Origin of the sequence: Cyanobium sp. Aljojuca 7D2 (assembly GCF_024346415.1) — a bacterium.
Classification (GTDB): domain Bacteria; phylum Cyanobacteriota; class Cyanobacteriia; order PCC-6307; family Cyanobiaceae; genus Cyanobium_A.
Window position 1 is genome coordinate 1 of sequence record NZ_JAGQCX010000020.1, and the last position, 17,613, is coordinate 17,613.

At 67.9% G+C, this 17,613-nt stretch carries 19 protein-coding genes and 1 pseudogene; 9 read left to right on the top strand and 11 right to left on the bottom strand.

Annotated elements, in window-relative coordinates; translation table 11 throughout:
- Window positions 1–74: 74 nt before the first annotated feature.
- The 5 genes and pseudogenes from KBY57_RS13975 to KBY57_RS13995 form a co-directional block, all read right to left on the bottom strand.
- Window positions 75–449, bottom strand: a pseudogene (locus tag KBY57_RS13975) (response regulator); the annotation flags it as partial.
- A gap of 239 nt (window positions 450–688) precedes the next feature.
- The gene (locus tag KBY57_RS13980; RefSeq protein ID WP_254996511.1) at window positions 689–2,053 is read right to left on the bottom strand and encodes an ABC transporter substrate-binding protein; all 1,365 of its coding nucleotides are present in this window, start codon (window positions 2,051–2,053) and stop codon (window positions 689–691) included.
- A 4-nt stretch (window positions 2,054–2,057) separates the two neighbouring features.
- A complete protein-coding gene (locus tag KBY57_RS13985; RefSeq protein WP_254996512.1) occupies window positions 2,058–2,576 on the bottom strand; it encodes a rod shape-determining protein MreD in 519 nt (172 codons plus the stop codon).
- Entirely contained in the window at window positions 2,573–3,313 is a 741-nt protein-coding gene (gene mreC, locus KBY57_RS13990) for a rod shape-determining protein MreC (protein WP_254996513.1), read from the bottom strand. The genes KBY57_RS13985 and mreC overlap by 4 nt, the downstream gene beginning before the upstream one ends.
- A 5-nt stretch (window positions 3,314–3,318) precedes the next feature.
- Window positions 3,319–4,365: a rod shape-determining protein gene (locus tag KBY57_RS13995; protein WP_254996514.1), complete on the bottom strand. Its 1,047-nt coding sequence runs from the start codon at window positions 4,363–4,365 to the stop codon at window positions 3,319–3,321.
- Between the two features lie 128 nt (window positions 4,366–4,493).
- Between KBY57_RS13995 and KBY57_RS14000 the strand changes: the two genes are divergently transcribed.
- Window positions 4,494–4,892, top strand: coding sequence for a single-stranded DNA-binding protein (locus tag KBY57_RS14000; RefSeq protein ID WP_254996515.1), 399 nt, complete (start codon window positions 4,494–4,496; stop codon window positions 4,890–4,892).
- A gap of 198 nt (window positions 4,893–5,090) precedes the next feature.
- Here KBY57_RS14000 and ahcY read toward each other — a convergent pair whose 3' ends face one another.
- Complete coding sequence (ahcY, locus tag KBY57_RS14005; RefSeq protein WP_254996516.1) at window positions 5,091–6,518, bottom strand: adenosylhomocysteinase; 1,428 nt, start codon at window positions 6,516–6,518, stop codon at window positions 5,091–5,093.
- Window positions 6,519–6,657: 139 nt separating this feature from the next.
- Here ahcY and tsaE point away from each other — a divergent pair, with 139 nt between their 5' ends.
- The gene (gene tsaE / locus KBY57_RS14010) at window positions 6,658–7,110 is read left to right on the top strand and encodes a tRNA (adenosine(37)-N6)-threonylcarbamoyltransferase complex ATPase subunit type 1 TsaE (RefSeq protein ID WP_254996517.1); all 453 of its coding nucleotides are present in this window, start codon (window positions 6,658–6,660) and stop codon (window positions 7,108–7,110) included.
- Between the two features lie 28 nt (window positions 7,111–7,138).
- Here the strand turns inward: tsaE and KBY57_RS14015 are convergent, their stop codons facing one another.
- Genes KBY57_RS14015 through mutT form a run of 3 tightly spaced genes read right to left on the bottom strand, consistent with a single transcriptional unit; the run spans window position 7,139 to window position 10,472 of the window.
- A complete protein-coding gene (locus KBY57_RS14015) occupies window positions 7,139–8,149 on the bottom strand; it encodes a carbohydrate kinase family protein (RefSeq protein ID WP_254996518.1) in 1,011 nt (336 codons plus the stop codon).
- A 2-nt stretch (window positions 8,150–8,151) separates the two neighbouring features.
- The gene (locus KBY57_RS14020) at window positions 8,152–9,315 is read right to left on the bottom strand and encodes a substrate-binding periplasmic protein (protein WP_254996519.1); all 1,164 of its coding nucleotides are present in this window, start codon (window positions 9,313–9,315) and stop codon (window positions 8,152–8,154) included.
- Window positions 9,312–10,472 (bottom strand): 8-oxo-dGTP diphosphatase MutT, encoded by a 1,161-nt coding sequence (gene mutT, locus KBY57_RS14025; RefSeq protein ID WP_254996520.1) that lies wholly within the window; start codon window positions 10,470–10,472, stop codon window positions 9,312–9,314. The genes KBY57_RS14020 and mutT overlap by 4 nt, the downstream gene beginning before the upstream one ends.
- A gap of 49 nt (window positions 10,473–10,521) precedes the next feature.
- Between mutT and KBY57_RS14030 the strand changes: the two genes are divergently transcribed.
- A complete protein-coding gene (locus tag KBY57_RS14030; RefSeq protein WP_254996521.1) occupies window positions 10,522–10,884 on the top strand; it encodes a hypothetical protein in 363 nt (120 codons plus the stop codon).
- Between the two features lie 321 nt (window positions 10,885–11,205).
- Here the strand turns inward: KBY57_RS14030 and KBY57_RS14035 are convergent, their stop codons facing one another.
- Together KBY57_RS14035 and KBY57_RS14040 are read right to left on the bottom strand one after the other, a co-directional pair.
- The gene (locus KBY57_RS14035; protein ID WP_254996522.1) at window positions 11,206–11,517 is read right to left on the bottom strand and encodes a CopD family protein; all 312 of its coding nucleotides are present in this window, start codon (window positions 11,515–11,517) and stop codon (window positions 11,206–11,208) included.
- A gap of 199 nt (window positions 11,518–11,716) precedes the next feature.
- Window positions 11,717–13,129 (bottom strand): TolC family protein, encoded by a 1,413-nt coding sequence (locus KBY57_RS14040; RefSeq protein WP_254996523.1) that lies wholly within the window; start codon window positions 13,127–13,129, stop codon window positions 11,717–11,719.
- 87 nt (window positions 13,130–13,216) lie between these two features.
- Between KBY57_RS14040 and KBY57_RS14045 the strand changes: the two genes are divergently transcribed.
- From KBY57_RS14045 to KBY57_RS14070, 6 genes are all read left to right on the top strand, one after another.
- Window positions 13,217–14,377, top strand: a complete 1,161-nt coding sequence (locus KBY57_RS14045; protein ID WP_254996524.1) for a hypothetical protein — start codon at window positions 13,217–13,219, stop codon at window positions 14,375–14,377.
- Entirely contained in the window at window positions 14,374–14,550 is a 177-nt protein-coding gene (locus tag KBY57_RS14050; RefSeq protein WP_254996525.1) for a hypothetical protein, read from the top strand. Before KBY57_RS14045 ends, KBY57_RS14050 begins: the two co-directional genes overlap by 4 nt.
- Window positions 14,551–15,672, top strand: a complete 1,122-nt coding sequence (locus KBY57_RS14055) for an FUSC family protein (protein ID WP_254996526.1) — start codon at window positions 14,551–14,553, stop codon at window positions 15,670–15,672.
- A 5-nt stretch (window positions 15,673–15,677) separates the two neighbouring features.
- The gene (locus tag KBY57_RS14060) at window positions 15,678–16,280 is read left to right on the top strand and encodes a potassium channel family protein (RefSeq protein ID WP_254996527.1); all 603 of its coding nucleotides are present in this window, start codon (window positions 15,678–15,680) and stop codon (window positions 16,278–16,280) included.
- A 27-nt stretch (window positions 16,281–16,307) separates the two neighbouring features.
- Complete coding sequence (locus tag KBY57_RS14405; protein WP_409996461.1) at window positions 16,308–16,505, top strand: hypothetical protein; 198 nt, start codon at window positions 16,308–16,310, stop codon at window positions 16,503–16,505.
- Between the two features lie 563 nt (window positions 16,506–17,068).
- A complete protein-coding gene (locus KBY57_RS14070) occupies window positions 17,069–17,482 on the top strand; it encodes a hypothetical protein (protein WP_254996528.1) in 414 nt (137 codons plus the stop codon).
- The last annotated feature ends 131 nt before the right edge of the window (window positions 17,483–17,613 follow it).

Sequence of the window (17,613 nt, forward strand, 5' to 3'; positions counted from 1 at the left end):
TCCGGTACATCTGCAGTGCTCAGCAGTTGTAGCAATCGTCAATTGCCCTGATCGAGGTCAGTTTATCGGGTATTGATCGCTGAAACAAGTTGCGCTGCAGGCGATCTGGCTTTTTCAGGAGTCCCCAGGTAGTCGTCTGCACCGAGATCCAGACCCGACACCCGCTCCGCGATGGCATCGAGGGCCGAGAGGAAGATGATCGGCACGCAGGATTCAGCCCGCAAGCGCCGGCACACCGCAAAGCCATCGAGCTTGGGCAGCATCACGTCGAGCACGACGAGATCGGGCTGCTCCTGGTGAAACAGGCTGAGGGCCTCCTCGCCGTCCTCGGCGCAGATCACCCGATAGCCGGCCAGCTGCAGGCGCATCACCAGCACCCGGCGCACGGCCGCTTCGTCGTCCACCACCATCACGGTGGCTTTCGGCTCCACCGGGGCAGACCCAAACATGTCGGAGGAAACGTCGCCCATGGGATCAGCGGCGAAGGGCTCAGCAGCCGCTGGACGAAACGCGCGATCCCCCGAACTGGGCCTGTCCTCCGAGGGCATGGGCGAGGAGCCGAGATGAAGAATCGCAACCATACCTCTCAAAGCGCCCTGCGGTCATCCCCCAGATCGCCGATGCCGGAGCCGATCTGACCACTTTTAAGGATTTCTGCAGAAACAGACAGATTGCGGCAGTGCTGATATCAGCCCCAGCGGGCGCGGGCGTAGCGGTTCCATTCGTCGGCCGCCGCGGCCAAAGCAGCATCGCTGCCCACCTGGCCGAGCATGGCGCGCTGCAGCTGGGTGTACACGATCGCCTGCAGGCGCTTCACCCCCGGGCTGGCCGGCACCAGCACCCGCGCCCGCCGCAGGGTCTGGGCGGAAAGCAACCGGGCCCGCTGCACCAGCGCCTCCTCGACCGTCCCCGCGCCGCCGGCCGCCCCCAATGACGCCTCCAACTGCTGGAGGGCCTCGCGGTTGGAGGGCAGCACCCGCGCCTGCTCAGCGAAGGCCAGCTGGTTGGGGCCGTTGGTGAGAAACAGCGCAAACCGGGCCGCCTCGGCCGCCAGGGCGCTCTGCTTCGGCACCACCAGGTTCATCACGGCCACGTTGGCCTCCCCACCGGCGCCGGTGAGGGGCGCAAAGGGGGCCGTCACGGCGGCAATGCCGGGGGCATTGGTCTGCAGGTTGCGCAGGAAATCGGGGCCGGTGGCCACCTGGGCCAGGTCGCCCGATTGGTAGAGCTCGATCGCCCGCCGATAGCCCTGGCTCACCACCTCCCGCGGCAGAAGCCCGCGGCGGTAGAGGTCGCTCCAGAAGGCGAAGGCGCGGCGGCCGGCGGGGCTGTTGAACGCAGCGCGGTGGTCGGGATCGAGCAGCTGCACCCCCATCTGCACAAGGGTTTCCAGCAGCTCGGCCGAGTCGTCGGGCACCACGGTGACAAACAGGCCGTAGCGGCCGGTGCGGCGGCGCACCGCTTCGGCAAAGGCGGGCACCTCCTCCCAGGAGCGCGGCGGCGCCCCGTAGCCAGCCCGCTCCAGCAGCCGGCGGTTGGCCATGGTGATCCGGGCCGTCAGATACCAGGGAATGGCGAACTGCTGCGCCGAACCCTGCTGCCCCGACTCTTGACGCCCCGCGTCCCAGATCGCCGGCAGGTAGGCGTCAGCCGCCCCGGCGGGCAGCACCGTGGTGAGATCCCGCAGCCCCCCCTTGCTGGCCAGGTTGGCGGCAAAAGGGGGGTTGAGGTTGACCAGATCGGGGGCGGTGCGGGCGAACACCGCCGCCAGCAACTTGCGCTCCACCGAGCTCCAGGGCACGTCGGTCCAGCGCACCTGGAGGCCGGGGTTCTGGCGTTCCCAGGCGGCGATCAGCCCCTGCAGATAGCCGTTGAACTTCGGGGCCAGATCCAGGGTCCAAAAATTCAGCACCCGCTCGCCGGAGGCTCCGCCGCCCCAGCCCTCTCCCCCACCGGATCGGCCGCAACTGCCGAGCCCGGCCGCCAGCAACGCCGCGGCCGAACCCCCGCCGAGGAGTTCGAGAAATCGCCGCCGGCCCTGCTCGCGTGCCATCGGCTCAGCTTCGCCCGCCCTGGGCCTGCTGGCGCCACAGCAGCAGCTGCAGGGAGCACAGCAGCGGCGCCAGCAGCGCCGTGAGCAGGGTCTGGGCGAGCCAGGTGTGCAGGGCTGGCGTAGGCGGCCCCTCTGCTGGCATCCACGCCCCCAGCAGCAGGCGTTGCAGGATCAGGCTGCCCCCCAGCAGGGCCGTGCCCAACAGGGCCAGCAACCCCAGGTTGAAACTGCGCTCGATCGGCGGGCCCTGGCGGCCCAGCCGGCCCCACCACCAGCCGAGCAAGCCCAGGGCCGGAATCTGGGTGATCGGGCCGAGCTGGAGCCCGTCCAGCACCAAACCGAGCCCCACGCCGGCCAGGGCCCCGGAGAGCGGACCATCCACCAGCGCCCAGGGCAGCAGCCACAGCACCGGCCAGGCCGGCGGCACCCCCGCCAGCGTCAGGGGCACCGGGGCGGCCAGCACCAGCCACGGCACCAGTAGGGCCGTGGCCACACACCAGCCGTGACGGGCCAGACGACTCACGGCAGCCGCACCTGCACCCAATCGACCGCGTCCACCGGGGCACTGAGCTGCACCACGGCCTCAGTGGCCGGCACGGCGCGGTCGTCAACCGACTGGATCACCCCCACGGTGAGGTTGGGCGGCACCAGGGTGCTGGCCGGCGACGTTGCCACCACATCGCCGGCTCGCACGCCCGGATCCTTCTCCAGAAAGCGCAGCACGGGCCGGCTGGTGCCGATCCCAGTGAGTAGGCCATGGCGCTGGGTGCGGCCCACCCACACGCCCACGCGGCTGCCGGGATCGGTGAGCAGGGCAACGGTGGCGGTGGTGGGGGTGACGCTGGCGATCCGGCCGATCAGCCCACCGGGCGCCGTCACCGGCAAGCCGGGCCGGAGGCCTTGCAGCTCGCCGCGGCCGATCACCAGTTGCTGCCACCAGCCCCCGGCATGTCGCGAGATCACCGGCGCCGAAACCTCCCGGCCGCCCCGCCCCTGCAACTCCAGCAGCTCCCGCAGCCGGCGGTTGTCAGCGTCCAGCTGGCGCAGCCGGGTTTGGTCGCTGAGGCTCTGGGCGCTGCGGATCCACTCGCCCTGGGCGCTGCCGGGCCAGAAGGGCCGGCTGAGCAGGGCGTAGGCATCGCTGACACCCGCCCCCTTGCTGAGCCGCACCGCCACCAGGGCCAGCAGCAGCAGGGCCCAGGGCCAGGCCTGAAGGATCACCCGCAGGGCGGGGAGGCGAAGCCTACGGCCGGCCTGCATCGGGCTCAGGCGATCTGACGTGCGAAGTCAGGGGTGTCGAGCACGCGCTGCAGACGCTTGTAGTCCTCCAGCACCATGCCGCAACCGTTTACCACACAGAGCAGGGGATCCTCGGCCACGTGGGTGAGGATGCCGGTTTCGTGGCTGATCAGGTCGGTGATGCCGCGCACCTGGGCACCGCCGCCGGCCAGCATGATGCCGCGGTCAACGATGTCGGCCGCCAGCTCGGGCGGGGTGCGCTCAAGGGTGCGCTTCACCGCCTCGACGATCACGTTGAGGGGTTCGGCCATGGCCTCGCGGATGTCGCCGGCGCGCACGTTGATGGTGCGGGGCAGGCCGGAAAGCAGGTGCAGACCGCGCACATCCATCGAGGTGTTGTCGTGGGCGTCGTCGGGGAAGGCGGAGCCGATGCGGATCTTGATGTCCTCAGCGGTGCGCTCGCCCACCACCAGGTTGTGCACCTTTTTCAGATATACGCCGATGGCGTCGCTGAGCTCATCGCCAGCCACCCGCACCGACTCACTGATCACGGTGCCCCCCAGGCTCAACACCGCCACTTCCGTGGTGCCACCGCCGATGTCGACGATCATGGTGCCCACCGCCTCGGTGACGGGCAGGCCAGCGCCGATGGCCGCCGCCACGGGCTCATCGATCAGGTGCACTTCACGGGCCCCGGCCAGACCGGCCTCGCGCACGGCGCGGCGCTCGACGCCGGTGACGCCGCTGGGGATGCCGATCACCAACCGCGGGGCGACGATGCCGCGGCCCTCATTGGCCTTCTGGATGAAGGTTTTGATCATCTGCTCAGCGGCGTCGAAGTCGGCGATCACGCCATCGCGCAGCGGCCGCACGGCACGGATGTTGCCGGGGGTGCGTCCCAGCATCATCTTGGCCTCATCGCCCACGGCCAGGGGCACGCCCTTCTCGAGATCCATCGCCACCACAGAGGGCTCCTGCAGCACGATGCCCTTGCCCGACACGAAGATCAGCGTGTTGGCGGTGCCCAGATCGATCCCGATATCCCGCGAAAACTGGAAACGACGAAAAAACACGGACGCCCGGCCTGCAAGGGCCGAATCATACGAGGGTGTTACAGACGGCTCGAACGGTGGAACTGATGAAAGGTGGCAGCCCAACCGGGTGCCGCATCATTGATCCATCAGCAACAGGAGACATCACCATGGGCGTGAATTCCATCACCCTCGTCGGCCGGGCCGGCCGCGACCCAGAAGTCCGTTATTTCGAATCGGGGAGTGTGGTGGCCAACCTCACCCTCGCCGTCAATCGCCGCAGCCGCGACGACGAACCCGACTGGTTCAACCTGGAAATCTGGGGCAAACAAGCCCAGGTGGCGGCCGACTACGTCCGCAAGGGAGCCCTGGTGGGCATCATCGGCAGCTTCAAGCTCGACCGCTGGACCGACCGGGCCAGCGGCGAGGAGCGCACCAAGCCCGTGATCCGGGTCGACCGGCTGGAGCTTCTCGGCTCCAAGCGCGACGCCGAAGGTGGCATGGGTGGCGGCATGGGCGGTAGCGCCTTCGGTGGCGGCGCCCCCAGCGAAGAGGAAGTGCCCTTCTGATCAGGCGCCTCGGGAGCGTCAGGCTCCCCCAGGCCCAAAAAAGCCCTCGCCGGAACTCCAGCGAGGGCTTCGAATCAGTCTTCAGGTGCAGGGTGCCCTTCAGGCATGGCCCCTGGTCCGCCTGAGCTGGTGTGATCAAAGCCCGCCGTTCGCACGCATGTGCGGGCGGGCGTATCACACCAGCTCAGGGGGACTGCCTCAGTACCGGTAGTGCTCGAGCTTGTAAGGGCCCTCCACCGGCACGTTGATGTAATCGGCCTGCTCAGCGCTGAGCTCGGTGAGCTTGGCGCCAATCTTGTCGAGGTGGAGCCGGGCCACCATCTCATCAAGGTGCTTGGGCAGAACATACACCTGCTTCTCATACTGCTCACCCTTGGTGAACAGCTCGATCTGGGCCAGCACCTGGTTGGTGAAGGAGTTGCTCATCACGAAGCTGGGGTGGCCGGTGGCGCAGCCCAGGTTCACCAAGCGGCCTTCCGCCAGCAGGATGATCTTGTTGCCGGAAGGCAGCACGATGTGGTCCACCTGGGGCTTGATGTTGTCCCAGGGGTACCGCTTGAGCGAGGCGACATCGATCTCGTTGTCGAAGTGGCCGATGTTGCACACGATTGCCTGATCCTTCATCTGGATCAGGTGCTCGTGGCGGATCACCTTGAAGTTGCCGGTGGCGGTCACGAAGATGTCCACGTCGCCCACCACGTCGTCGAGACGCACCACGCGGTAGCCCTCCATGGCGGCCTGCAGGGCGCAGATCGGGTCGATCTCAGCAATCATCACGGTGGCGCCGAGGCCGCGCAGCGACTGGGCCGAACCCTTGCCCACATCGCCGTAACCGAGCACCAGGGCGACCTTGCCGGCCACCATCACGTCGGTGGCACGCTTGATGCTGTCCACCAGCGATTCGCGACAGCCGTAGAGGTTGTCGAACTTGCTCTTGGTGACCGAGTCGTTGACGTTGATGGCGGGGAAGGGCAGCTCGCCAGCCTTCTGCATCTGGTAGAGGCGGGCCACACCGGTGGTGGTCTCCTCGGTGACGCCCTGGATGTTGGCGTAGATGCGGGAGTAGAAGCCAGGCTGGGCTGCCAGCTTCTGGCGGATGCTGTTGAAGAGGGCCGTTTCCTCTTCGTTGGAGGGATGGTCGAGAACGGAGGGATCGCGCTCAGCCTTGGTGCCCAGCACCACCAGGCCGGTGGCATCGCCGCCGTCGTCGAGGATCATGTTGGGCGTGCCGCCATCGCCCCACTCGAGGATGCGGTGGGTGAAGGCCCAGTACTCATCAAGGGTTTCGCCCTTGTAGGCGAACACGGGAACGTTGGCAGCGGCAATCGCGGCGGCGGCGTGGTCCTGGGTGGAGAAGATGTTGCAGCTGGCCCAGCGCACCTCGGCGCCGAGGGCCACCAGGGTTTCGATCAGAACGGCGGTCTGAATCGTCATGTGCAGGGAGCCCGCGATGCGAGCGCCCTTGAGGGGCTGCTCCGCGCCGAACTTGGCGCGCAGGGCCATCAGGCCGGGCATCTCGGTTTCGGCGATCGCGATCTCCTTGCGGCCGAACTCGGCCAGGCCGAGATCGGCAATCACATAGGTGTTGGTGCTCTGCAGTGCAGGAGCGGCGGGGGTAGCCACCATGGGTTTTGTTCTCGCTTGGGGTACAGCTCGCTCCCGGCTGGGAGGGCGTGGTTTGGAAAGTTCTGCGGAGACGCCGAGGCTTCGGGCTCGCTGTAAGGGCAATCTACAAGCAGGTCTTGAGCCCGCGTGAACGCCCACCGTGACCCACCACCTCGCCGATGCCGCCGCCACCCACGCCTTCGGCCGCCAGCTGGCCGCGCGGCTTGGACCCGGCAGCACCTTGCTGCTGCAGGGCGATCTGGGCGCCGGCAAAACCTGCCTGGTGCAGGGCCTGGCCGCCGGCCTGGGCATCCGCGAGCCGATCACCAGCCCCACCTTCGCCCTGGCCCAGCACTACCCGCTGCCGGGAGGTGGTGGTGGTGGCGGCGGCCTGGTGCACCTCGATCTCTACCGGCTGGAGCTGGCCGCCGCAGCCGATGAACTGTTTGCCCAGGAAGAGGAAGAGGCCCGGGCTGTAGGCGCCCTGCTGGCGGTGGAGTGGCCCGAGCGGCTCAGCGTGCTGCCGGCGGGCTGCTGGCGGATCCATCTGAACCTGGCCGACCCCCACAACCCCGATGCCGGGCGCCAGCTCGAGCTGTGCGCACCGGACTGAGCGCACCAACCTGAGCAGCTCAACGCTCTCAGGCGTCGTGGCTGGCGAGGAAAGCCTCCACCGCGTTGGCGCTGGGCTGGGGATCAATGGCGCCGGCCCCCTGGCAGACCAGGGCACCGCAGGCACTGGCAAAGCGCAGCAGCGGCTCCGGCTGGTTGTGCAACTCGCTCTGGGATGGGTTGTGCAACAAGCCGTGCAACAAACCCGCCGTGAAGGCATCGCCCGCACCGGTGGTGTCGACCACCGGTACCCGAAAGGCCCGCAACTCGCCACTGCGGCCGGAAAAGCACCACCGCAGCGGCGCCCCGCCATCGGTGACCACCACATCCGGGTGCTGCGGCAGGGCGGCGCTGACCACCGCCGGGTCGTCGCTGCCAAACAGCCAGCGGGCTTCCTCGGCCGCGCACTTGAGCAGGGCGGCCTGCTGCAACAGGGGGGCGATGGCGGCGCTCTGAGCCGGGGTGGGGCCACTGGCGGGATCGGCGGCCGGATCCCAGAAGGTGGGGCGCCAATTCACATCGAGGGCCAGGGCCACGCCGGCCGCCGCGGCCTCACGGCAGGCCAGCTGCAAGGCTGACGCCGCGGCGGGCGACGCGAGCGGGATCGTGCCCACTAGCAACCAGCGCGCCGTCGCCAGCAGGGGCCCGAGTGCGGCAGACAACGCGCTGGCATCAAGCGCCTGATCCGCAAATCCCGCACCCCGATCCCCGGCAAAACCGCCGAACTGCCGATCCCCGGACGCATCGCGCCGCACCAGCACGATCCGCGTGGGCCGCTCGGCATCCCACTGCAGGGCTGCAGTGTCAACACCACGGGCGGCAAACAAGGCGCGGAAGGCCGCACCGATGGCATCGCGGCCGAGCCGCCCCAGAAAGCCGCTGGGGGTCCCCAACCGCATTAAGGCACAGGCCACGTTGGCGGGGGCGCCTCCGAGGCGGTCGTCGCAGCGCGCTGGATCCACAGCCGGATCACCCCCATGGGGGCCGAGGCGATCGATCAGAGCCTCACCAAGGCAGATCACCAGAGGAGCGGGCGCCATGGTCAGTTCGCGGAGGACAGGCTCGGCTCATCGGCCAGCGGAGCAGCCAGCGCCTCGCGGCGCAGCTGCTGCACCACACCCCTACGCTTGAGCTCTGTGATCGCCAGATCGATGCGCCGCGCGGTGGTCGCGGGCAGCCTTGGCGAGAAGGCAAAGCCCTGGGATTCCGGGCGAATCCCAGCGATCGCCAGCACGGGCATCAGGCCGCCGCTGGAGGCCTGGGCCTTGAGGTAGCGAAGCTGCAACTCGTCGGCCAAGACCGCATCGAGGCTGCCCTGACGCAAGAGATTTATGGCGCTGGTGATCGACGCGAGCGGCACCCGCCCAGGTACGGCTTGGCGACCCACCGGGGCCGGCTGCAAGCCCAGTTCGCGGAGCAGGTCTTCACTGACGGTGCCCGCCTTGTAGCCGACCCGCAGGGTCGCCACCTCAGCCAGCGTTTCAAAGTGGCGGTTGGCACGGCCTCGGGCTTCCTCCACCAGTTCCACGGTCAGGAAACCCACCAGCACCGCACTGGACACGTTGCGCACGAGGTAGCCAACCATCAGCACACCGCGACCGCGGCTGGTGTCCACGATCGCGTCGTCCCCTTCGCCGGTGAGCAGGATCGTGAACACCTTGATGAAGTGATGCGCCCGACTCCTGCCGCTGGCGCAGGCCTGGGCGGCGTGGCCTTCCACCCACCAGACCACGGCGCTCATCAACAGCAGCGTGAGCACCAGCAGCCCCACCATCCGCAGCAGCGAAAGACTCATCACCGCTGAGAGGAACTCCCTACCCAGGCTGATCCGATCGTTGACCACGAGCACCGCCTGGCCGTCCTCCTGAAAAGGAAGGCTGAAGCGATAGCGCCGAAACCGCTGCGGGCTGATGTTGATGCACTCCACCGCCACATCCAGCTGACCCTGGCGGGTGGCCTCGAGCATGGCCCGAATCGAGGGCATCGGCCGCAACACATAGGGCAGGTCCTGGGTCTGGGCGACCCGGGTCCAGAGCCCCACCGCCAGGCCCTTCCAGGCCCCACCCTCGCGGTAGCTGCAGGGCTGACTGCCATCCACGACGCCAACCCGCAGCACCGGCAGGGCTTGGCTAGGCAGGCCCCAGGCAAGAAGCAGCAGACCTGCGCCCCAGGTCAGCAATCCGTGTCGACCCCCTTGGCGTTTCACACTCTCGTCAGCCCCTGGGGCTCAGTCTGCAAATGGGCCAGCAGCGCCGCAATGATGCGGGCGTTGGCGGCGGGGAAGGGAAAGTCGCCCAGCTGCTCGGGCCGCACCCAGCGCACCTGCTGGGACGCCAGCGGCTGTGGCTCGCCGCTCCGCCAGGTGCACAGGTGCACCACGAAGCGCAGCTTCTTGTGGCTGTAGGCGTGGTCGACCGTGATCAGCTCCTCGCCCACCTCCACCGCGATCGCCAGCTCCTCGCGGAGCTCTCGGGCGATGGTGGCCGGGATCTCCTCGCCGGGCTCCTGCTTGCCACCCGGAAACTCCCACAGGCCGCCCAGCAGGCCCTCGTTGAGCCGCTGGTCGATCAGCACCTCACCAGCCGCATTGCGCACCACCCCCACGCCGATCGCCTGAAACGGCAGCTCGCGGGGCGCTTCTTTCACCGGGTAGGCGGCGGGGTCGCCGGCAGCGTAGGCAACGCAGTGCCCCTGCCACGGACAGACGCCGCAGCTGGAGTTGCGGGGCGTGCAGACGGTGGCGCCCAGGTCCATCAGAGCCTGGTTGAACGCTCGGGGCCGCTGCGGATCGAGCAACTGCTCGCTGAGCCGCCAGAGCCCTGGGAGCTCCCGCGCCGGCGGCCGCGGGCTCGCGGTCAGCCGCGCCAGCACCCGCTTGACGTTGCCATCGAGGATCGCAAAGGGCAGATCAAACGCCGAGGAGAGGATGCTGCCGGCGGTGCTGCGGCCGATGCCCGGCAGGGCCAGCCAGCCCTCGAGCGTGCGGGGCCAGGGGTCGGCGCCAGGGGCTGCGGCGGCTAGCAACTGCCGCGCCCCCCGCTGCAGGCGCCGGGCGCGCACGTAGTAGCCCAGGCCCTGCCAGAGCAGCAGCACGTCGTGCTCCTCAGCGGCCGCCAGGGCCTCCAGGCTGGGGAAGCGCTCCATCCAGCGCCGCCAGTAGGGCAGTGCCACCTGCAGCTGGGTTTGCTGCAGCATCACCTCGGCAATCCACGTACTGAGTGCACACAGCGGCTCCCCGTCCGCAGGCCGTTCCCCGTCTGGCCTGAGCTTCCAGGGAATCGCGTGCCGCCCATTGCCCCTCCACCAGATCAAGAGGGCATCGCGGAGAGCCGGGGCGTTCTCCACAACAACCAACCTCGCCATGGACGACACCTCATCGCTTCGACCCATCGACGCAGCTGACACGCACCCCGTGCAGACCGTAGAAATCCGGGCGCGTGTGCCGGCCCAACTCAGAGACCAGCTCGACCAGCTGGCCGGCCGCAGCTTCCGCTCACTGGCTGGGGAGGTAGCCGCGGCCTGCAGCTCCTGGGTCGAACAACACGCCAGCAGCAGCCGGACGCTCTCGGTGGTGATTGGTGGCGCGGCACTACTCGCCGCGGCCCCAGCCTTGTCGCAGACCTGCGGAGCATTGGGCAGCCCCTACGGAGTGAGCGGCTGCGTCGTCCCTGGCCAGTACGGCGCGCCCTCGGTCCGCATCAAGTCCGATCCGCTCAATCCAGGCGGCTTCCGTTCCACCCCGGTGGCCCCGGCCGGCCACACCACTCTTCGTTGAGCCACAGGAGCGCGCTGACGATCCGGCCCAGCTCCAACACTCTCTACGGATCACGGATGCTCCTGGCCTGATGGCCGTCCACTGCATCGCCTCAGGTGCCCCGGAGCTGCAGAACGTCCCCCTAGACACCTGGCCCCAGGTGCCAGGTGCCAGCGCCGGCAGCTCCGACCACAACTGAAGACCCTCTGATCGGACAACGATCACGGCTGTTGCCAAGCAAGCCTCTCGCACAGCTGCGCCCGCTCCCCTTGGGACGGCACCACGGCTGAGGAGACAAATTTCTAGGGACCTCGACCAGGGCTTTGTTGTGCCCCGCCCCGCTCAGCCCAGCTCAATCCACCCAGCCGGATCAGGGCACCCACCACCACAAAGGCGATCGCCCGCCAGGTCTGTGATGCTGCGGATGTGCCAAGCCAGGCCGCTGAGGTTGTCATCGCTGCGGTTGGGGATGAGCCTCAAGCGGGCGTGCAGGGCGAGGACAGCGGTGCTGGCCAGGCGCAACAGCTTGACGCCCACCAGCATCCCGATCGGGCTGGCTGGGCTGAAGACACCCTGGACCCCGGGCAGATAGATCCAGCCCATCCACAGCCCCGTCAGCGCCTGGATGGCCAGGGCGGTGAGGCCCTGCGGCACAAACGTCTCCCAGAGAAGCTGCGCTTCGCTTTTGCAGCGCGCTGGGCAGCACCCCAAGATGCAACAGCAAATGCCCGCCGGGCCAGGCCGTGGCGGCCAGGGCATGGACGATCACCGGCAGGGGGATGGACACGGCGACTCATGGGTAACTCCAGCGCAAGGCACGACCCTGTTGGGTCTTGGATGAGCCGGGTGGCGATCAGCGCTCCAGACCCGTTTCCAATTCGAGCCCGGCGCGGCTCAGGTTCCAGCGGTAGATCGCGCTGGCTTCGGCGGAGCGGGCCACCTGGAGGTTGCGCTGGGCGATCAGCAGTTCGGTGAGCGGTGAGAGGCCGGCGCGATAGCGGAGCTGAGCATCCTGTACCGCCCGTTCGCCGGCGGTGATGGCCGCGCGGGCGGCCGTGGTTTGCGACGCGGCTGCCTGGTGCGTGGCAAACCAGGTTTCCACGCTCTGGATGATCGCCTGCTGGGCCTGCTCCACGCTGATCTCCGCCTGGTCGGCGCGGCGCTGGGCCAGGGCGATCGACTCGCGGGTGACGCCGCCGTCGTAGAGGGGCTGGCGCACGGTGATGGCGGCCCCCCAATCCGTAAAGCTGCCCGAGGCATTGCCGCTGGTGCTGAGCGTCGGCAACGACGCACCCATGCCGCCGCTGCTGACATTGGGGGTGACGCTCTGGTTGGGAACGTTGAGCCAATCGCCGCTGATCCCTCCACCCAGCAGCAACCCGACGCTGGGCAACCGCCCGGCCCGGGCCAGTTGCACCCTGGCGCGTTGGGCCTGCTGCAGTTGGATCAGGCTGTCCAGGGCGGGGCGCTGCGCGATGGCCTGGCTGAGGCTGTCGCTGAGGCTGTGGCTCCAGGCTGGGTCGGGCTGGAGTGGATCGCTGGCTTCCACGGGGGATTCGGCTGGCAGATTCAACACCCGGGCCAGAGCACTCAGGGCAATGGCGTGCTGGGCCTGCGCCTCGGCCAATCCCTGCAGGTCGGCCTGCAGCAGGGCTTCAGCCTGAAAGGTGTCGATGCGAGGGGCCAGGCCTTCGCGCCGGATGGCGTTGACATCGCTCAGCAGGCGCCGCGAGAGCGCCAGGGAGCTTTCCCACACCGGAAGCTGGGCCGCGCTCAGCTGGGCGGCGAGGTAGCGGCTGAGGATGTCAAAGCGGGAGCGCCGCTGCTGTTCCTCCTGGTCGGCGCGGGCTGCCTGCAGATCGGCCTGGGCCGCCTGCTGCAGCGGGCCGCGGCCGAAGTCCACCAGCGGCAGGGTCAGGATCAGGCCCAGATTCACAAACGTGTTGTTGATCAGGGCTGAACTGTCGCCACCGAGATTGAGGTTGAGATCGCCGATGGTGGGCAGGTTGGAAATAAAGCCGATGTCGGTATTCACCTGGGCAAAGGTCCCCAGGGCCACCAGGTCGAGCTTGGGGAGAAAACGGGAGCGGGCCAGGCCAACGAGCGCCTGGTTTTCCTCCACGGTCAGCACCCGGCTGCGCAAGCTGAGGGAGCCGCCCAAGCCCAGCTCGAGCGCCTGCTGACGGCTGAGCACCAGGGGAGGGGTGGCGGCTTGAACCCCCTGGCCCGGCACCAGGCCCAGGATCACCGCTGCGAGCGCACTCATCCAGCGGGATCGCCGACGCAAAGCTCTAAACGAAAGAATTGCCGGTACGGTAAGGCCACTTCTTCCGTGGCAGCGCAGCAGGGCGGCATGGCAGCAACGGACCGGGCGCTGAGCCTGCTGCCAATGGCGCTCGTGACGGCGATCAGTGGAGCCTGGGCCCTCTCGCCGGGCGTGGCCGTGAAGGTGGAGGGCAGTGCGGTGCTGCTGCAGCCGGACAGCCGCGTTGGGTTTTATGCGCGATCGGCAGGCCAGGTGCAGGCCCTGCCCCGGCGGGTGGGCGATGCCGTGCGTCAAGGCGAATTGCTGGCCACGCTGAATCGGGTGGACCAGGCGGCGGCGGGCGCTGGTGTGGTGGGCCCCAACCCTGCGGCCCTGGAGCGGCAAGGGCAGGCCATCGACCGGCAGCAGGAGGCGATCCGGGCCCAGATCGGCACGCTGCGCACCACCAACCAGCCGGTGCAGAAGCAGCTGGCGGCGCTCGAAACCCTGCGCCGCGATGAGGTGATCCCCCGCTACAGCCCGCTGTGGGTGGGCGCTCAGGATCTCTACCTGCGCAACCTGAGTCAGATCAAAGCCCTGCAGGGCCAACTGGCCCAGCTCGATGCCAACCGCGCCGAACTCGAGGGTCAGGAGGATGCCCAGGCGGTGCTGGCGCCACGGGCCGGCCGGCTGTTGAGCCTGGCGGTCAGCCCGGGACAGGCGGTGCTGCCGGGGCAACGGCTGGGCACCCTGGGCCCCGGGCCGGAGCAGAGCGTCCGCCCGCGTCTGGCCACGGCGCTGTTCAGTGATGCCGATGTGGTGCGGCTGCGGCTGGGCGAGTCGATCCAGCTCGATCCCCTGCTGCAGACGCGAGACCGCTATGGCGGCACGGCCGAGCGTTACGGCTCTGTGGAGGGCCGGATTGTGGCCATCTCCCCGGCGATCGCCGATCTGGCGGAGGTGAGCCGGGTGGTGGGTGATCCGGAGCTGGCCGAGAGCCTGATCGCCCGCAGCCGGCAGGCGGCCTTTGGTGAAGGTGGCGACCCCCTGGCCACCGTTGCCGACAAGATCAGCTCGCCGGTGCGCCTGGTGACCGTGGAACTGGAGCCCGCCGCCACCCCGAGTGGATTGCGCTGGAGCAGCGGGCGGGGGCCCGATCTGCCGCTGGAGAACGGCACGCCGGCTCGGGCCAAGGTGGAGGTGGAGCGGCGCTCCCTGGTGAGCTTTGTGCTGCCGTTCCTGCGCTGGCTGGGGGGTGCTGAGCGATGAATAACCGTGATCGTTGGTTGAACCCCTGGCGGCAGCCGGCCCCCTGGATTGCGCTGCTGCTGCTGGTGATCGCGGCGATCAGCTCGCCGCCGCGGCTGTGGTTCTGGGTGGCGCTGCTGCTGGTGGTGCTGCTGGTGGGCTGGGCCCGGGCGTTGCGGCCCCCACGGGCCTGAATGGTGCAGCTGCGTGGGGCCCTGGTGATCGCTCTGGCGGTGGGGCTGACCAGTGCGGCGTGCGATGGCCTCACCCTCAGCAGTGAGGCGATCGCCTATGGCGCGGTGATCGCGGCCCTGATCGTGCGAACGGATTTCAGCCGCTGGCCCCTGGCGATCTATCCGGTGTTGCTGGTGGTGGTGGGGTTCTGCATGGCGGTGGGCGTCGTGCTGGCGCTGGCCCTGAGCGCGGTGCCCCAGGTGTTTCTGTTTGGGATGGTGGCGGCGTTGATGCAGCTGCTCACCCTGCTGCTGCCCGGCAAATTGCGGATGCTCTCGGGCGTTGTGGCAGTGGCGGGCGTGCTGCCGCTACTGACCAGTGCGCCCAGCTGGGACGATTGGGGCCAGGAAGTGCTGGCCATTGCCCTGGGCCTGGCGATCGGCACGGCGGTGCAGCTGGCCTTCTCGCCTGCCGTGATCCCCGCCTCTGAGGGCCCAGCAGCGGGCCCGGCCCCGGAGCCGGCCGAGCCGCCCGTGGCGGAGCGGGTGATCGCAGGCCTGCAATCGCCGTTTTTCTGGCGCAAGTTGGTGTTTGCCAGCCTGGCCCTGGCCATCGGCCAGGGGGTGGGCGCGGTGACCCCGAAATATCTTTATTTCGGGGTGGTGTTGCTGCTGAACGACAGCATCGGCGACACCCTCGGCCGGGTGCGCGACCGGATGGTTGGTGTGTCGTTCGGCATCCTGATGCCGTTGTTGGTGTTCAACACCCTGGGGATCGGGGCGCTGCAGAACGGCCTGGTGATGGGCGGCACGGCGGCGTTGGTGATGGCGTTGAACAAGGCGAGTTATCTGCGCACGGCGTTGATCTCCAGCGGGGTGGCGTTTGTGGGCTACGGGCCGCTGGTGGCCTGGTACATCCCCAACCGCTGGATCGACTACCTGATGGGCTGTGGCCTGGCGCTGGCCGTGGGGCTGCTGCTGTTTCCCAACAGTGCGCTGCGTCGGTATCGCCAGCTCGAGGCAGATCCCGCCGCCAGCCGCGAGCAGCTGCAACGGCTGCTGCCGGCGGCGCGGGAGGAAGCGCGCTGGCTGGGGATGCCCGTGCCGGAGCCGCTCACTCCAGAGTTGTCGGGAGCTGAGTGAATCGGATGAAGAGCATGCTGCTGCCGCGCCATCGGCGGCTGGCTGGTGCCGGTGGCCTGGGTGTGCTGGCCGCGGCCGCACCTGCCTGGGGCCAGGGCACACCACCCCAGGCCCCTGGAATTTGTATGGGGTTGCCGGCGCAGCTGGGCATGGCGGTGGGCATGTTGATCCTCACCGCCATCATTCACACGCTGGTGACGGTGATCCAGGCGGAGCTCACCCACCGGCAACGGCTCGACGCCTGGTGCGCGCCGCGCAGCCGGCGGCGGCTGTTGATGATCCTGGCGATGGCCCTGCTCACGGCGCTGGCGCTGTGGGTGGAGATCCTGCTCTGGGCCCTGCTGTATCAGGGGCTGGGCTTGTTTTCGGGGTTGGAGGGCAGCCTCTATTTCTCCGGCATCACATTCACCACGGTGGGCTATGGCGACATGACCCTGCCGGCGTGCTGGCGCCTGCTCAGCGTCGCCGAGGCGGTGAATGGGGTGTTGATGGCGGGCTGGAGCACGGCCCAGCTGGTGTATGTGGTGCAGCGGATCATCACGATGCGGCTGGAGGTGGAGGGGCGTCTCCCCAACCCCTCCGGCTCCCTGGGTGGTGCGCCGGACTGAGCGCAGCCAGTGGCTGGAATCCAGGCCATGGTTGGCTTCCTGATCGGTCTAGGCACAGTGCTGCTCACTGGCCAAAGCATCCTTGGCAAGCTCGGCCTCGGCTGCTCCACGAGCACCGGCTATGCCGTCGCCATCACCGTTGTCATTGCTCTGGTGGTGGTGCTCACCGGCATGACGACCGATGTGCTCACCCGCACAAGCTACCTGGCACAGAGAAACCGGTGATGACCGCTCTCAGCGGTCTGCTCCTCTACTTCTGAGCTTCCTGGCTCAGGCTCCCCAGAGCTGCTTCACCCATCCTCCTTGGACTCAGTCCAGGGGGTTTTGATGGGGCGTGAGGTCTGGTTAAGCGAACCCGGGAAGCCGGGCCCTTCTGCCGGACAATCCCATCGGTTCAGCCCTGGCAGCGGCTGATGAAGTGCTCACCATGGGCAATCAGGCCCAGGTGCAGCTGGCGGGGGAGCGCCGGGATGCAGTTCACCCCGCCGTGAAGGCGGAACCAATGGCAGGTCATGCAGACCTTCGGAACGTTCCCGGGCTGTACTGAGCACCAGCGGGCCGGGCGCGTCGCCATGGCCCAATCCCTTTCGCCAGGCAGCGCTCATGTCCAGCAGCGCCAGCACCCTCAAGCCCGACTCCCTCGGCTTAAGCCAACTGCGCTGTTGGCATGGCGCAAGCTGATACGCAGCACATTTGAAGCTCGTGGGCTATTCAGCTTGATCTTCAGTTTTAGGTTCAACTGATCCGCCAAGACATGAGCTTCGCGGTCAGTTCCTCGCGAGTTCACGATGGTTGAACAGCTGTGCATCCAATCCGTTATTGCTGACTATGCCCGGGACGGGGATCTCTCGGATGAGAAAAAAGAATTCCTAGCGAGTACGTACAACAGGTTTGTCGAGGAGGGGGATTTCACCAAAGCCCTGGGCACGCCGCATGTTTGGATCCAGGAGGCCACGGATTCAGTGGAATACGGCAACTGCACCTGGGCGCACTGCCTATGCAATGTGCTCGTCGCGTTGGGGATTGATACCGAATACGACCCCCTTGAGGCGCCGTACGAGCTTTTCGACGCGGAGTCGAGCTTTGTCGACGAAGAGGAGGAGGCCGAGCAACTGCGTCAGAAAGAAGCCTGGGATGCCCTTACAGAAGATGAACACATGGAGGCATTGGATGACTGCGTTAGGGTTCTCGAAAGCCCCTAGTCATTTAGGGACTCCTGAAAAAGCTTCCAGCAAGCTGCCTTGATTTCAGCCAAGAGACATGGGTGCAGGAAGCTCGCTAGATCGGTTATGCAGTGACGAGCAATTCTTCTGTTTCAAGCCATAGAATATCC

Coding starts and splice junctions, on each gene's coding strand:
- KBY57_RS14050 (WP_254996525.1), top strand. CDS start 14,374: ATGAATAACCGTGATCGTTGGTTGAACCCCTGGCGGCAGCCGGCCCCC.
- ahcY (WP_254996516.1), bottom strand. CDS start 6,518: ATGGTGGCTACCCCCGCCGCTCCTGCACTGCAGAGCACCAACACCTAT.
- KBY57_RS14070 (WP_254996528.1), top strand. CDS start 17,069: ATGGTTGAACAGCTGTGCATCCAATCCGTTATTGCTGACTATGCCCGG.
- KBY57_RS14405 (WP_409996461.1), top strand. CDS start 16,308: ATGGTTGGCTTCCTGATCGGTCTAGGCACAGTGCTGCTCACTGGCCAA.
- KBY57_RS14045 (WP_254996524.1), top strand. CDS start 13,217: ATGGCAGCAACGGACCGGGCGCTGAGCCTGCTGCCAATGGCGCTCGTG.
- mutT (WP_254996520.1), bottom strand. CDS start 10,472: ATGGCGAGGTTGGTTGTTGTGGAGAACGCCCCGGCTCTCCGCGATGCC.
- KBY57_RS14055 (WP_254996526.1), top strand. CDS start 14,551: ATGGTGCAGCTGCGTGGGGCCCTGGTGATCGCTCTGGCGGTGGGGCTG.
- KBY57_RS14060 (WP_254996527.1), top strand. CDS start 15,678: ATGAAGAGCATGCTGCTGCCGCGCCATCGGCGGCTGGCTGGTGCCGGT.
- KBY57_RS14000 (WP_254996515.1), top strand. CDS start 4,494: ATGGGCGTGAATTCCATCACCCTCGTCGGCCGGGCCGGCCGCGACCCA.
- KBY57_RS14040 (WP_254996523.1), bottom strand. CDS start 13,129: ATGAGTGCGCTCGCAGCGGTGATCCTGGGCCTGGTGCCGGGCCAGGGG.
- KBY57_RS14015 (WP_254996518.1), bottom strand. CDS start 8,149: ATGGCGCCCGCTCCTCTGGTGATCTGCCTTGGTGAGGCTCTGATCGAT.
- KBY57_RS13980 (WP_254996511.1), bottom strand. CDS start 2,053: ATGGCACGCGAGCAGGGCCGGCGGCGATTTCTCGAACTCCTCGGCGGG.
- mreC (WP_254996513.1), bottom strand. CDS start 3,313: ATGCAGGCCGGCCGTAGGCTTCGCCTCCCCGCCCTGCGGGTGATCCTT.